Below are 12,883 nucleotides of genomic sequence, written 5' to 3' on the forward strand. Positions count from 1 at the left end.
CCTGAGTATAGGAATAATCTTGAAAGACTGGTCAAATACTACCCTTGTTAGGGCGTTTTGACGAGCCTGCTACCGTTGGCATCCTTGCCGCAGTAACGGCGAGACCGCTGTTTAAAGCCGTCTCGCGGGAGTCATTTGCTGAGTGGCTAATGTTTTAGCCTGCAAAGTTCTCGTTTACGAAGTCCCAGTTAACCAGTTGCCAGAACGCTTTCAGGTAATCAGGGCGTACATTGCGGTAGTCGATATAGTAAGCGTGCTCCCACAGATCAACGGTCAGCAGAGCAGTCTGGCCGGCTGTCATCGGGGTGCCGGCGTTGCTGGTGTTAACGATCTCCAGAGACCCGTCCGGATTTTTAACCAGCCACGTCCAGCTGGAACCAAAGTTGTTAACGGCTTTGTCGTTCAGTTCTTCCTGAAATGCTGCGAATGAACCCCATTTAGCGTTGATTGCATCAGCAATCGCCCCACTTGGAGCGCCACCACCGTTCGGTGACAGGCAGTTCCAATAGAATGTGTGGTTCCAGATTTGCGCGGCATTGTTAAAGACACCGCCCGCTGGCGCGGACAAGATGATCTCTTCCAGCGTTTTGCCTTCAAATTCAGATCCCGGCACCAAACCATTCAGCTTAACCACATAGGTGTTATGGTGTTTACCGTGGTGGTAATCCAGTGTTTCGGCAGAGATGTGCGGCTCTAGTGCGTCTCGGGCAAAAGGCAGCGCTGGCAATTCAAAGCTCATGAGTGTTTACCTCCATATTAGTTACAACCATACTGCTGCCCTTCCTACGGAAGAACTCCCAGAATGGATGCGGTAAGTGCATTGAGAATAGCACCGCCTTGAACGGTTTTCATGGCACAAAACGTACGGGATTATTGAATGGAAATTGCAGTGCTGCGACTAAAGTAAGCTGAAATACGCGGGTTGAAGCCCTAAACTGTGGTTTCATAACAAAAACCAGAACAAAGTGTTTACAAAATATGGGTAAGATTTTTCTTTGGATTGGAGCTGTATCTATGGCCATATTTTTGGCCAAAACACAGTTGTGGACGTCGGACACCTATGGCCCGTTTGTTGAAGGCTGCATGAAAGGTGACAATGTTACGGAAGAACGCTGCGAATGCCTGGGTAAATATGTACACAAGCATTTCAGTGACAACGAAGTGAAAGCAATTATGGCGCAGCAACTTGAAGGCGCTTTTGGTGAAAAGGTACGAGAAGTGGTTGCCGCCGGTTCTCAGGCGTGTCTGACCCCTTAATAGATCATCTTTTCATCCGGCTGAGCATTTTCAGTCGGTTGACGAGTCCTTTGTGCTCGCTAGCGCATTCAGCGGGAAGTCCGGGTCTCCCACGACATAAAAGAACGGGTTGATCAGGCTTTCCTGCTGGTTATATTTCAAGGGCTGCAGGTTCTCTGCATGCACCAGTTTTCCTCCCGCCGCTTCTACGATGGCCTGTGCTGCTGCCGTATCCCACTCCGATGTTGGAAACAGACGGGGATAAAGGTCCGCCTTACCTTCTGCTATCAGGCACATCTTCAGTGAACTACCACTCGCCAGACTTTCGACGTTGTTGAACCGGGAGGCGAGCTTTACCAGCAAGCGGTCATTCTGCTCCTGACCATGGCGACGGCTGGCGGTCACAATCAATGTATCACCCAGTGACCGACTCTGAATGGCACGTACGCTGCCGTTCGCCTCTTGTTTCCAGGCACCGATACGTGGGCCTCCCCACCAGGTTTCTTTGGTGGTTGGCAGATGAATAATGCCCAGAATCGGTTGGCCGGACTGGATTAGCGCAATGTTGACGGTGAATTCGTCGTTGCGGCGGATAAACTCTTTGGTGCCGTCCAGTGGATCAATACACCAGAACAGATCCCAGTGCTGACGGGTACTGAAGCTAATATCGTCCGCTTCTTCACTCAGTTGAGGGATAGTTGGATTGAGCTGGCTCAGCCCCTGTTCGATGATCTGATGGGCGGCGAGATCAGCAGCGGTGACAGGTGAATCATCCCCTTTGGCCTGAATATCAAAGTCATCACGTTGGTAGACATCCATGATGGCATTGCCTGCATCCAGACAGATCTTGCGCAGATCAGGAATAAACAGATCAATGTCCATGGGCTTATTGCTCGTTCTGTAAAAAAGTACGGGTCATGTAGAGCGCGGCGATGGCACGGCCTTCGCTGAACTCTTCCTGAAGCACCAGATTATCCAGATCCGCCAGTGGCCAGCTGACGACTTCCAATTCCTCAGGTTCATCACCCTCTAAGCGGCATGGGTAGAGATCACGTGCGATCACCACATTGATACTGTGGCCCATATAGTTAGGTGCGGAGGTCATGACCTTCAAACTGTGCAGGCGTTCAGCGCCAAAACCGGCTTCCTCCTTGAGCTCCCTGTCGGCCGCCTGATGTGCGGATTCGCCCGGATCAATCAAGCCCTTGGGCAGGGTCAGGGTGTAATCTTCAAGGCCGGCGGCGTACTCCCGGATCAGCAGGACGTTGCCCTCCGTGGTAACAGGCACAATCATCACGGCCCCGTTGCCACGGGTTGCGAGGCGTTCGTAAACACGTTCTGCGCCGTTAGAAAAACGCAGGCTCAGTTCCTCTACCTGGAACAGGCGGCTACTGGCGGTTTGGGTGACCTTCAAAATTTCCGGTTTAGCGGGCATACTGTAAGCACTCTTAATAGCTAATTTCCTAACGCGAAACGTCCATGATTGACTGGTCCCAAATCGATACTGTCCTGCTAGATATGGACGGCACTTTGCTTGATCTGCATTTTGACTCCCACTTTTGGCTGGAGTTTCTGCCGCTGCGGTATGCGCAGATCCACGCTATGGAACCGGGTGAAGCGCGGGAATGGTTACACCAGCGTATCATACAGGAGCAGGGCACACTAAATTGGTACTGCCTGGATTTCTGGAGCCGTGAGCTGGGGGTTGATGTCCCTGAATTGAAGCGTGAGGTTGCCGACCGGATCGCGTTCCGGCCGCATGTGAAGGACTTTCTGGCACGCTTGCAGCAGGAAAAAATTCGCACGGTTATTGTCACTAATGCCCATTATGGCAGTCTAAACCTGAAGAAAGAGTACACTGATATCCATACGCTGGTGGATGATGTGATCTGCTCCCATGACTTTCAGTTACCCAAAGAAGATGTGTGTTTCTGGGATAAACTGAAGGAAGTTGAGCCGTTTGATCCGAGTCGTACATTGCTGGTGGATGATAGTCTGCCGGTGCTGCGCTCAGCGCAGAAATACGGTATTCGCTATCTGCTGTCGATTGTTCAGCCGGACAGTCAGGCGCCGCGACGGGAGATAGATGAGTTCCGTGCGATCGACCATTTTGATGAAATAATGCCGAAGAAGTCAGATTCATGAGTGAACATAAAAGTGCACTGCAGGATATCAAAGTCCGTCTGGATAAATGGTTGTGGGCTGCACGTTTTTATCGAACACGCGCAATAGCCAAACAGATGATCGACGGTGGTAAGGTTCACTACAACGGTCAGCGCACAAAATGCAGTCGTCACGTGGAGCTGGGGGCCAAGATTGAGATCCGTCAGGGTTTTGATGAAAAAATTGTTATCGTTGAAGCGCTCTCTGATCAGCGCCGCGGTGCACCTGAAGCGCAAAAACTGTATCGCGAAACAGACGCCAGCGTGGCTAAACGTGAAGAAAATGCTGCACAACGTAAAGCGCAGGGCTCCAGTCTGAACCCGCGTCATCGCCCCAACAAAAAAGAACGGCGTCAGATTCGCGGCTTTAAAGATCAGCCTGCCTGAGCAGATGACGCACGTTCGCCGCTGTTTATGGTAATATGGCGGGCAGATAAACAACTTCGTGTACGAATACCCCTCAATGAGCAATTCTGATCAAATTCAACGTATCCTGTTTGATGAACTGGATATCCGTGGTGTGTTGGTAGGTCTTGAAGACAGCTACCAAAAAGCACTGGAAAAGCACAACTACCCGCAAGTGATTCGCCGTGTACTCGGTGAGATGATGGCTGCCGCGACTGTTCTTAGTAGCAACCTGAAGTTTAAAGGACGATTGATCCTGCAAGCCCAGGGTGAAGGTAGCGTCTCGCTGCTTATGGCTGAGTGCAACGACCAGCATGATCTGCGTGCGATCGCGCGTTATGAAGGCGAGTTGCCCGACGACGCCAGCTTTATTGAACTGCTGGAAAAGGGCCGGATGGCGATCACCATCGACCCTGATCAAGGCCAGCGCTACCAGGGTGTAGTGCCGTTGGAAGGCAACACGCTGGCAGCTTGTCTCGAAGGCTACTTCGGACAGTCAGAGCAGCTACCTACCCAGATGCATTTTGTGGCAGATGATACCCATGCGGCAGGATTCTTCCTGCAGGTCCTGCCGGCAGAAGGCAACGGTGAAGAGGACTGGACCCGAATCAGCCATCTGGCTTCGACGTTGAAAGATGAAGAGCTGCTGACACTGGACAACAACACCTTGCTCTACCGCTTGTTCCATGAGGAACAGTGTCGTTTGTACGAGGCTGATCCTGTCCAGTTTCGCTGTGATTGCTCGCGTGATCGCAGCTTAAATACGCTGAAATTCATGACCAAAGAGGAGTTGCAGGGCATTCTTGATGAGCAGGGAAATATTGACGTTGCTTGTCAGTTCTGTAACGAGCAGTACCACTTTGATCAGGCTGATCTGGACCTGATGTTTTCAGATACAGCGTCCGCCCCGGGCTCGGATTCCGTGCATTGATCGGAAAAAACCAACCGGGGTCAAATAATTAGCGAACCCTGAATGGGAATCGTTTTTGAAATGGCGTTGTTGCTACTTTTTGTGCAATAATACGCCTCCTTTTTTATATAACTATGACAATAAACTGTGCCTACTAGGTACGGAACGTCTAATTGCTTATCAGGTAACGTTATTGGCGCCTACGCCAAGGGAACCCAGTAATGACCAAAGAATCTGTGAATACCGTAAACACCAACCTGAGCCCGGCTCAGCTCGTAGAAAAAGCTATTCAGTCCGGCGAAGGTCGTCTGGCTGATACCGGTGCTTTAGTTGTAGAAACCGGTAAACGCACCGGCCGTTCTCCGATGGATCGTTTCATCGTTGAAGAGCCAAGCACTTCTGACTCTATCGATTGGGGCAACGTAAACCGTCCTTTCGATGCAGACAAATTTGATGCGCTGTGGGTGCGTGTAGAGGAATATCTGGCGGACAAGGAATCGTTTGTCGCTAATGTTCACGTAGGCTCCGATCCTAATCACTATCTGCCGGTTAAAATGACCACGCAGACTGCATGGCAGAACCTGTTCGGTCAGAACCTGTTCATCCGCCCTGCGGAATACAACCAGAAAAGCAAAGAAGAGTGGCAGATCCTGAACGTTGCGGGTTTCGAATGCGATCCTGAACGTGACGGCACCAACAGCGAAGGCTGTGTCATCATCAACTTTGCGAAGCGTAAAGTCCTGCTGGCGGGTATGCGTTATGCCGGTGAGATGAAAAAAGCGATGTTCTCCGTACAGAACTTCCTGCTGCCTGAAAAAGACGTGCTGCCTATGCACTGTTCAGCAAACGTAGGCGAAGACGAGAGCACAACGTTGTTCTTCGGTCTGTCCGGTACAGGTAAAACTACACTGTCTGCTGATCCTGATCGTTACCTGATCGGTGATGACGAGCACGGTTGGGGTAAAGGTGTTGTCTTCAACCTGGAAGGTGGTTGCTACGCTAAAACCATCAACCTGTCACAGAAGAACGAACCTATTATCTGGGACGCAATCCGCTTTGGCGCTATCGTGGAAAACGTGACGCTGAACGAAGGCCGCACAGCTGATTACGACGATACGTCTCTGACTGAGAACGGTCGTTGTGCATACCCTCTGCAGCACGTTGAAAAGCGTACTGACACCAACATGGGTGGCGAGCCTCAGGCAATCGTATTCCTGACATGTGACCTGACTGGCGTATTGCCACCGGTGTCTATCCTGTCTAAAGAAGCGGCGGCTTATCACTTCCTGTCCGGTTACACTGCGTTGGTAGGTTCTACCGAAATGGGTTCCGGCGGTGGTATCAAGTCTACCTTCTCTACCTGCTTTGGTGCGCCGTTCTTCCCGCGCCCTGCTGCTGTATACGCAGAGCTGTTGATGAAGCGTATCGAAGAGTTCGGTTCTCAGGTTTACCTGGTCAACACAGGTTGGACGGGCGGCTCTTTCGGCACGGGTGAGCGTTTCAGCATTCCAACGACTCGCGGTATCATTTCTGCAATCCAGAACGGTGCGCTGAAAGGTGCTGAGACTCAGCATCTGGAAGGTATCAACCTGACCGTACCTACTGCGGTACCAGGTGTTGATTCTGAGCTGCTGAACCCGCGTGCGACTTGGGCAGATAAAGGTGCTTACGACGCAACGGCTAAAGATCTGATCGGCCAGTTCACCAGCAACTTCGAGAAGTTCTCCGGTGTATCTGAAGAGATCATTACTGCAGGCCCTCAGCTGTAAAATCAGCTAACGGTCCGCTACAAAAAAACGCCCTCAATTGAGGGCGTTTTTTTATGCCTGACATAAGTGCAAATGACCTGTCAGGCGGCGTGACGTTGGGCTTATTCAATCAGTAGGCGATAGTCGATTACTTTCAGGTGTTCCGCTTCCTGTTGCAGATCGGCCGTCGTCAATGGATTATGTTGCAGCCAGCTTTCCGGAAAGCGCAGGCGCAGTTGATTGTCCTCGGCGCGGAAGATAATGGCCGGTAAGCGGACAGTGCTTTCGCTACGATGCAGCAGTACAGAAATACGCAATAGAATACAGAGACGACGGTAAGGTTCCTGCAGGTACTTAGGCAGCTTTTTGAACTCTTCTTTTGGGAACTTGCGGCGGTGTCCGCGTGCCAGTGAGGCTACCAGCTGTTGATCTCGCTTGGTGAAACCGGGCAGGTCGGAGTTCTGTAATAAGTACGCACTGTGTTTGTGGAACTGGCTGTGAGAAATTGTCAGGCCAATCTGGTGTGTGCGCGATGCCCAGCTGAGCATGTCATGGAAAATCGGACGCTCCAGTCCCCAATCGTCCTTTACCTGTGCCCAGCCAAGCAGTGCGGTATGCTCGATCTTGTTGGCCCGTTCGGTGTTGACATGATAACGCGCAACGAGAGCATTGATAGTACGCTCGCGTACATCCTCGTGTTCTAATCGGCCAATCGTGTCGTACAGCAAGCCTTCGCGCAGTGCGCCGGTGGAGTAATCGAGCTTATCGATACCCAGTGATTCCAGTATGCCTGACAAAATAGCGATGCCTGCTGGTAGCACTGTGCGGCGCTCAGGTTTGATGGACTCGATGTCGATGTCATCAACCGAGTTAAATTCCAGTAGTCGTTGTTGCAGTTTGTAGAGTGCATGTGCGGTAATGGATTCGTCGCTCAGACCGGCGCTCATTAGTGCATTGCGGACCGCTTTGATGGTGCCGGATGAGCCGACACAGCTGCTCCAGCCTTGCTCGCGGTAGCGATTGCGGATCGACAGTAATTCCTGCATGGCGGCTGTTTTGGCCCGCTGAAAACGCTCGGCAGAAATGATGCCATCGGGGAAGAAACGCTTGGTGTAGCTGACACATCCCATATGCAGGCTTTCGAGCTCCTGTGGTTCGAAGCGCTCTCCAATGATGAACTCTGTGCTACCGCCACCAATATCGATAACCAGCCGCTTGCCCAGATCATCGGCCAGCGTATGTGCGACACCCAGATAGATTAAACGGGCTTCTTCCCTGCCGGCGATAATTTCTAGTGGTGTGCCGAGAATTTTTTCTGCCTTATCCATAAAAACAGCGGCGTTTTTGGCTTCGCGTAGCGCGTTGGTCCCAACGATGCGTACGGCACTGCGGGGTAGCGAGACAATGCGTTGTGCAAACCGGCTCAGGCAATCAAGCCCACGCTCTTGAGCGGCTTCTGTCAGCTCTTTGTTTGCATCCAGACCTGCAGCCAGTTGCACTTTTTCGGACATCACATCGATGGGTTTGAGTTCGCCTTGGGTCAGGCGGGCGAGCATCATATGGAAACTGTTGGAGCCTAGGTCAATAGCGGCAAGGAGGGTGGAATCCTGATTGTTGTCGCTGCCTACATCCTGCTGGGACATGCTAAAAACGCCTCGAAATCTATATCGCTTGAAAGCCGGTGCCATGCGGAGTGAAGGCACAGATAAGTCTAAGGTTACCAGAAGAGACATTACAGAACATGTATCGTCCGGCGGGCGAAGTTATACTGATATAAGAAATAAGTCTGGCATCGTGCCGCAATGAGGCGGGTCAAAGGATGCAACGATGGTTGAAGTCGGTTACCAAATAAGGACCGACGGTGTTATTATCGGGCGTCTTATTATTCAAGCACCAGGTACATTGGAGAAAGTATCCCATGAGCGAGAACATCGTAAACGTTACCGATGCCTCTTTTGAAGAGGATGTCCTGAAAGCTGAGGGCGCGGTACTGGTTGATTACTGGGCGGAGTGGTGCGGTCCATGCAAAATGATTGCCCCTGTGCTGGAAGAGATCGCCAAGGAATACGAAGGTCAGCTGAAAGTGTGTAAGCTGAACATCGATGAAAACAACGATACGCCACCGAAGTTCGGTATCCGTGGCATCCCAACCCTGATGTTGTTCAAGGGTGGTAACGTTGAAGCGACTAAGGTTGGCGCACTGTCTAAGTCCCAGCTGGCTGCATTCATCGAAGCGAACCTGTAATTCCGGGTCTGAAAATGTGGTCGCTGACAGTAACCTGAGAATAATTTCGTATCCGACGGTTCCAGTGCCACATTTTCTCCTCTCTGCTATAGACAGCGTAGAAACAACCTTTTATAGTCGTTGCATAGACAGCCCGTCGCGCTCAGATTTGACGGTGTTCCTGTCGCATTAGCAGCAACTGTAGTAGCTCTATTTTAGTAATTCCGAATTCTTCCCAAAACCTACCCATTCATCTTAAGCAGGCCTTTTGCCGCGCTCCCTTACACTTATGAATCTTACTGAACTGAAAACAAAAAGCGTTCCTGAACTGCTGGATATCGCCAAAGGCATGGGCATGGACAATCTTGCCCGTTCCCGTAAACAGGATGTGATTTTCGCCATCCTGAAACGCCACTCCAAAGGTGGTGAAGATATCTATGGCGACGGTGTACTTGAAATTCTGCAGGATGGCTTCGGCTTTTTGCGTTCCGCCGACTCCTCTTACCTGGCGGGACCCGATGATATCTATGTATCTCCAAGCCAGATCCGTCGTTTCAACCTGCGTACAGGTGACACGATTGCCGGTAAGATTCGTCCACCTAAAGAAGGTGAGCGTTACTTTGCCCTGCTGAAAGTTAACGAGATTAACTACGACAAGCCGGAAAACGCAAAGAACAAGATCTTGTTCGAAAACCTGACGCCATTGTTTGCGCAGGACCGTTTACGTCTTGAGATGGGTAACGGCAGTACCGAAGATCTGACCGCTCGTGTCATCGATCTGGTTTGCCCGATGGGTAAAGGTCAGCGTGCTTTGGTGGTATCTCCGCCTAAAGCTGGTAAGACCCTGATGCTGCAGAACATTGCCAACAGCATCACTCGCAACAACCCTGAGACCCACCTGATTGTCCTGCTGATCGATGAGCGCCCGGAGGAGGTGACCGAGATGCAGCGTACAGTACGTGGTGAAGTGGTTGCTTCTACTTTCGATGAGCCGCCAGCGCGCCACGTGCAGGTTGCTGAGATGGTATTGGAAAAAGCGAAGCGTCTGACCGAGCATAAAAAAGACGTGGTGATCCTGCTGGACTCCATCACCCGTCTGGCGCGTGCCTACAACACAGTGATCCCATCCTCCGGTAAAGTACTGACCGGTGGTGTGGATGCACACGCACTGGAACGTCCAAAGCGTTTCTTCGGTGCAGCACGTAACATCGAAGAGGGCGGCAGCCTGACCATCATCGCGACAGCACTGGTTGATACCGGTTCTAAGATGGATGAGGTTATCTTCGAGGAATTTAAAGGTACCGGTAACTCCGAAGTTCATCTGGACCGTAAAGTTGCAGAGAAACGCGTATACCCAGCGATCAACATTCGTCGCTCCGGTACTCGTCGTGAAGATCTGTTGACCACCGAAGATGAACTGCAGCGTATGTGGATTCTGCGTAAGCTGCTGGATCCGATGGAAGATTCCGCAGCGATTGAGTTTGTACTCGATAAGTTGAAAGACTTTAAAACCAACGACGAGTTCTTCCTGTCGATGAAGCGGAAGTAAGACGATTTCCGTATGAAAGGGTAAGCATTTGCTTGCCCTTTTTTATGGCTGTTAGATTGGTTATTTGCATGGCGACACCCAAATACAAAGATCTGCGTGACTTTATCCAGATGCTGGAAGCGCGCGGTGAGCTGAAACGTATCAAGCAAGAGATTGATCCTAATCTCGAAATGACGGAAATCGCTGATCGCACCCTGCGTGCCGGCGGTCCTGCCTTGCTGTTCGAAAATCCCAAAGGTTACGACTACCCGGTGCTGGCCAACCTGTTTGGTACGCCCGAGCGTGTTGCAATGGGCATGGGTGAAGAGACCGTTCACGCGTTGCGTGGCGTAGGCGAAGTGTTGGCTCAGCTTAAAGAGCCTGAACCTCCAAAAGGTATGAAAGATGCCTGGGAGAAGTTGCCAGTCTTTAAGCAAGTGCTCAACATGGGACCGAAGGTGGTGAAGAAGGCTCCCTGTCAGGCGCATGTGGTTGAAGGCGACGATGTTGATCTGAATAAGCTGCCGATCCAGACCTGCTGGCCGGGTGATGCCGGTCCGCTGGTGACCTGGCCACTGGTAATTACGCGCGGTCCGAATAAAGAGCGTCAGAATCTCGGTATCTACCGGCAGCAGCTGATCGGCAAAAATAAGCTGATCATGCGGTGGCTGGCTCATCGTGGTGGTGCGCTGGATTTCCGCGAATGGAAAAAGGAGCATCCCGGTAAGCCTTTCCCTGTTGCTGTGGCGTTGGGTGCAGACCCGGCCACGATATTGGGTGCGGTGACTCCGGTACCGGACACGCTGTCAGAATACGCCTTTGCGGGTCTCCTGCGCGGTGGTAAAACTGAAGTTGTACAGTGTTTAGGCAGTGATCTGCAGGTGCCCGCCAGCGCAGAATTTATCCTTGAGGGATATATTGATCCTGATGAGATGGCAGACGAAGGACCGTTTGGCGACCATACTGGTTATTACAACGAAGTGGATAGCTTCCCGGTATTTACGGTCGAACGCATCACTCACCGTGATCGCCCGATCTATCACAGTACTTATACGGGCCGTCCGCCGGATGAGCCGGCCATTCTGGGTGTGGCGTTGAACGAAGTGTTTGTGCCGATTCTGCAGAAACAGTTCCCGGAGATCGTTGATTTTTACTTGCCGCCGGAAGGGTGTTCCTACCGTATGGCCGTGGTGACGATGAAGAAGCAGTACCCGGGCCACGCTAAACGTGTGATGCTGGGAGTCTGGTCTTTTCTGCGTCAGTTTATGTACACCAAGTTTGTGATTGTGTGTGACGACGATGTAAATGCCCGTGACTGGAATGATGTCATCTGGGCGATCACCACCCGCATGGACCCGCAGCGGGATACCGTGATGATCGACAATACGCCGATCGATTACCTCGACTTTGCATCTCCGGTATCAGGCTTAGGGTCGAAGATGGGGATGGATGCCACCAACAAGTGGGAAGGTGAAACCACCCGTGAGTGGGGCGAACCGATAAAAATGGATGACGCAATCAAGCAGCGGGTTGATGACATCTGGGACGAGCTGGATATTCTCTAGTGAGTGACACAGTATTTCTGCTGCACCTGAATGATGAACCGCAACCGGTAACTGTCCGGACAGGAGAAAGCCTGCTCGAAGCACTGGAAAGTGCCGGGTACCGGATGCGGAAAAGTTGTCGGAACGGGGTGTGCGAGATCTGTGAAATAGGGTTGCAACGAGGCACGGTTAAACAACGATACCCAAGTGCGACCTACAACAATAATAACGCTGCAGAAAATGTCAGGGTGTTGGCGTGTACCGCGACCCCGTTGACGGATGTTTGGGTGAATATTGAAGGGCTGATAGCCCCCGGAGAACAATCGGTGAAAAAACTGGTTTGTGACATTAAAGGGATCGAGTCCCTGAACCACGATGTGTATCGGGTTCGTTTACAGCTGCCGGCAACAGGCAGTCTGGCGATTGAATTTAACGCCGGTCAGTATCTTGATGTGGTTCTGCCAGACGGCAAACAGGCCTCATTCTCAATTGGCAGTGCGCCGGAGCAAGGGCGTGATCTGGAACTGCATATTCGACATATCCCGGATAGTGATATGTCCAATGCCATTATGGATCATCTGAAGTCTGAGAGCACCGTTGAGCTGGAACTGCCAAAAGGTGATTGTTTCTTGCAGGCCAAAGCGCTGAACCCAGATACCCATTTTATCTTTGGTGCGGCAAGTACGGGCTTTGCTCAGGTAAAGAGCGTTGTTGAGCACTTGCTGGCGAATCAGGTACCGAATCCAATCACCATCTACTGGGGCGCACGTATCGAAGAAGATATGTATCTGGAGCGTTTGCCTCAGCAATGGGAAGCGGAGCACGCCAATCTGACATTCGTACCGGTGGTGAGTGAGCCGGAAAATAGCCCGAACTGGAAAGGTCGCACGGGGTTGTTGCCCGAAGCGGTACTGGAAGACTTTTCTGATCTGAGCGGTGTCGAGATTTTTGCCAGCGGCTCCCCGGCGATGGTTTATGCGTTGCTGGATGCAGCAGAAACTCGTGGATTTAATGAAAAGCAGATGCACTCCGATGTGTTTGCGTATGCACCGCGTGGTTGATTAGGTTTTTTGCCGCCTCGTTTGAAAGAGCCTCCTTTTGGGGGCTTTTTTGTGGGTGTTGATCA

The 12,883-nt window shown here is 51.5% G+C and carries 13 protein-coding genes; 9 read left to right on the plus strand and 4 right to left on the minus strand.

Features of this window, described 5'->3' with window-relative positions:
• Nucleotides 1-154 precede the first annotated feature (154 nt).
• The gene (locus IOQ59_RS06315; RefSeq protein WP_193952432.1) at nt 155-739 is read right to left on the minus strand and encodes a superoxide dismutase; all 585 of its coding nucleotides are present in this window, start codon (nt 737-739) and stop codon (nt 155-157) included.
• Between the two features lie 275 nt (nt 740-1,014).
• Here IOQ59_RS06315 and IOQ59_RS06320 point away from each other — a divergent pair, with 275 nt between their 5' ends.
• Nucleotides 1,015-1,257, plus strand: coding sequence for a hypothetical protein (locus IOQ59_RS06320; protein WP_228050730.1), 243 nt, complete (start codon nt 1,015-1,017; stop codon nt 1,255-1,257).
• A gap of 30 nt (nt 1,258-1,287) precedes the next feature.
• Here the strand turns inward: IOQ59_RS06320 and cysQ are convergent, their stop codons facing one another.
• Nucleotides 1,288-2,118: a 3'(2'),5'-bisphosphate nucleotidase CysQ gene (cysQ, locus tag IOQ59_RS06325; RefSeq protein WP_193952434.1), complete on the minus strand. Its 831-nt coding sequence runs from the start codon at nt 2,116-2,118 to the stop codon at nt 1,288-1,290.
• Nucleotides 2,119-2,122: 4 nt separating this feature from the next.
• Nucleotides 2,123-2,671 carry an ADP compounds hydrolase NudE gene (gene nudE / locus IOQ59_RS06330; protein WP_193952435.1) on the minus strand — a complete coding sequence of 183 codons (549 nt, stop codon included), beginning with the start codon at nt 2,669-2,671 and terminating at the stop codon, nt 2,123-2,125.
• A 44-nt stretch (nt 2,672-2,715) separates the two neighbouring features.
• Between nudE and yrfG the strand changes: the two genes are divergently transcribed.
• The 4 genes from yrfG (at nt 2,716) to IOQ59_RS06350 (ending at nt 6,482) form a co-directional block, all read left to right on the plus strand.
• Nucleotides 2,716-3,381: a GMP/IMP nucleotidase gene (gene yrfG, locus IOQ59_RS06335; RefSeq protein WP_193952436.1), complete on the plus strand. Its 666-nt coding sequence runs from the start codon at nt 2,716-2,718 to the stop codon at nt 3,379-3,381.
• A complete protein-coding gene (gene hslR, locus IOQ59_RS06340; protein WP_193952437.1) occupies nt 3,378-3,785 on the plus strand; it encodes a ribosome-associated heat shock protein Hsp15 in 408 nt (135 codons plus the stop codon). Before yrfG ends, hslR begins: the two co-directional genes overlap by 4 nt.
• A gap of 76 nt (nt 3,786-3,861) precedes the next feature.
• The gene (gene hslO / locus IOQ59_RS06345) at nt 3,862-4,734 is read left to right on the plus strand and encodes an Hsp33 family molecular chaperone HslO (protein ID WP_193952438.1); all 873 of its coding nucleotides are present in this window, start codon (nt 3,862-3,864) and stop codon (nt 4,732-4,734) included.
• Between the two features lie 200 nt (nt 4,735-4,934).
• Nucleotides 4,935-6,482: a phosphoenolpyruvate carboxykinase gene (locus IOQ59_RS06350; protein ID WP_193952439.1), complete on the plus strand. Its 1,548-nt coding sequence runs from the start codon at nt 4,935-4,937 to the stop codon at nt 6,480-6,482.
• Nucleotides 6,483-6,583: 101 nt separating this feature from the next.
• On the opposite strand, the gene ppx is transcribed toward IOQ59_RS06350, so the two are convergent.
• Nucleotides 6,584-8,104: an exopolyphosphatase gene (gene ppx, locus IOQ59_RS06355; RefSeq protein WP_193952440.1), complete on the minus strand. Its 1,521-nt coding sequence runs from the start codon at nt 8,102-8,104 to the stop codon at nt 6,584-6,586.
• 275 nt (nt 8,105-8,379) lie between these two features.
• Between ppx and trxA the strand changes: the two genes are divergently transcribed.
• The 4 genes from trxA to IOQ59_RS06375 all read left to right on the plus strand — a co-directional run bounded on the left by trxA (nt 8,380) and on the right by IOQ59_RS06375 (nt 12,818).
• Complete coding sequence (gene trxA / locus IOQ59_RS06360) at nt 8,380-8,706, plus strand: thioredoxin TrxA (RefSeq protein ID WP_193952441.1); 327 nt, start codon at nt 8,380-8,382, stop codon at nt 8,704-8,706.
• A gap of 268 nt (nt 8,707-8,974) precedes the next feature.
• A complete protein-coding gene (rho, locus tag IOQ59_RS06365; RefSeq protein ID WP_193952442.1) occupies nt 8,975-10,234 on the plus strand; it encodes a transcription termination factor Rho in 1,260 nt (419 codons plus the stop codon).
• A gap of 68 nt (nt 10,235-10,302) precedes the next feature.
• A complete protein-coding gene (gene ubiD, locus IOQ59_RS06370; RefSeq protein WP_193952443.1) occupies nt 10,303-11,778 on the plus strand; it encodes a 4-hydroxy-3-polyprenylbenzoate decarboxylase in 1,476 nt (491 codons plus the stop codon).
• A complete protein-coding gene (locus IOQ59_RS06375) occupies nt 11,778-12,818 on the plus strand; it encodes a 2Fe-2S iron-sulfur cluster-binding protein (protein WP_193952444.1) in 1,041 nt (346 codons plus the stop codon). The genes ubiD and IOQ59_RS06375 overlap by 1 nt, the downstream gene beginning before the upstream one ends.
• Nucleotides 12,819-12,883: the final 65 nt, after the last annotated feature.

The sequence above is a fragment of the Pontibacterium sinense genome (assembly GCF_015209595.1).
Lineage (GTDB): Bacteria > Pseudomonadota > Gammaproteobacteria > Pseudomonadales > Balneatricaceae > Pontibacterium > Pontibacterium sinense.

Coding starts and splice junctions, on each gene's coding strand:
- yrfG (WP_193952436.1), top strand. CDS start 2,716: ATGATTGACTGGTCCCAAATCGATACTGTCCTGCTAGATATGGACGGC.
- IOQ59_RS06350 (WP_193952439.1), top strand. CDS start 4,935: ATGACCAAAGAATCTGTGAATACCGTAAACACCAACCTGAGCCCGGCT.
- ubiD (WP_193952443.1), top strand. CDS start 10,303: ATGGCGACACCCAAATACAAAGATCTGCGTGACTTTATCCAGATGCTG.
- hslO (WP_193952438.1), top strand. CDS start 3,862: ATGAGCAATTCTGATCAAATTCAACGTATCCTGTTTGATGAACTGGAT.
- IOQ59_RS06320 (WP_228050730.1), top strand. CDS start 1,015: ATGGCCATATTTTTGGCCAAAACACAGTTGTGGACGTCGGACACCTAT.
- ppx (WP_193952440.1), bottom strand. CDS start 8,104: ATGTCCCAGCAGGATGTAGGCAGCGACAACAATCAGGATTCCACCCTC.
- trxA (WP_193952441.1), top strand. CDS start 8,380: ATGAGCGAGAACATCGTAAACGTTACCGATGCCTCTTTTGAAGAGGAT.
- IOQ59_RS06315 (WP_193952432.1), bottom strand. CDS start 739: ATGAGCTTTGAATTGCCAGCGCTGCCTTTTGCCCGAGACGCACTAGAG.
- rho (WP_193952442.1), top strand. CDS start 8,975: ATGAATCTTACTGAACTGAAAACAAAAAGCGTTCCTGAACTGCTGGAT.
- cysQ (WP_193952434.1), bottom strand. CDS start 2,118: ATGGACATTGATCTGTTTATTCCTGATCTGCGCAAGATCTGTCTGGAT.
- hslR (WP_193952437.1), top strand. CDS start 3,378: ATGAGTGAACATAAAAGTGCACTGCAGGATATCAAAGTCCGTCTGGAT.
- nudE (WP_193952435.1), bottom strand. CDS start 2,671: ATGCCCGCTAAACCGGAAATTTTGAAGGTCACCCAAACCGCCAGTAGC.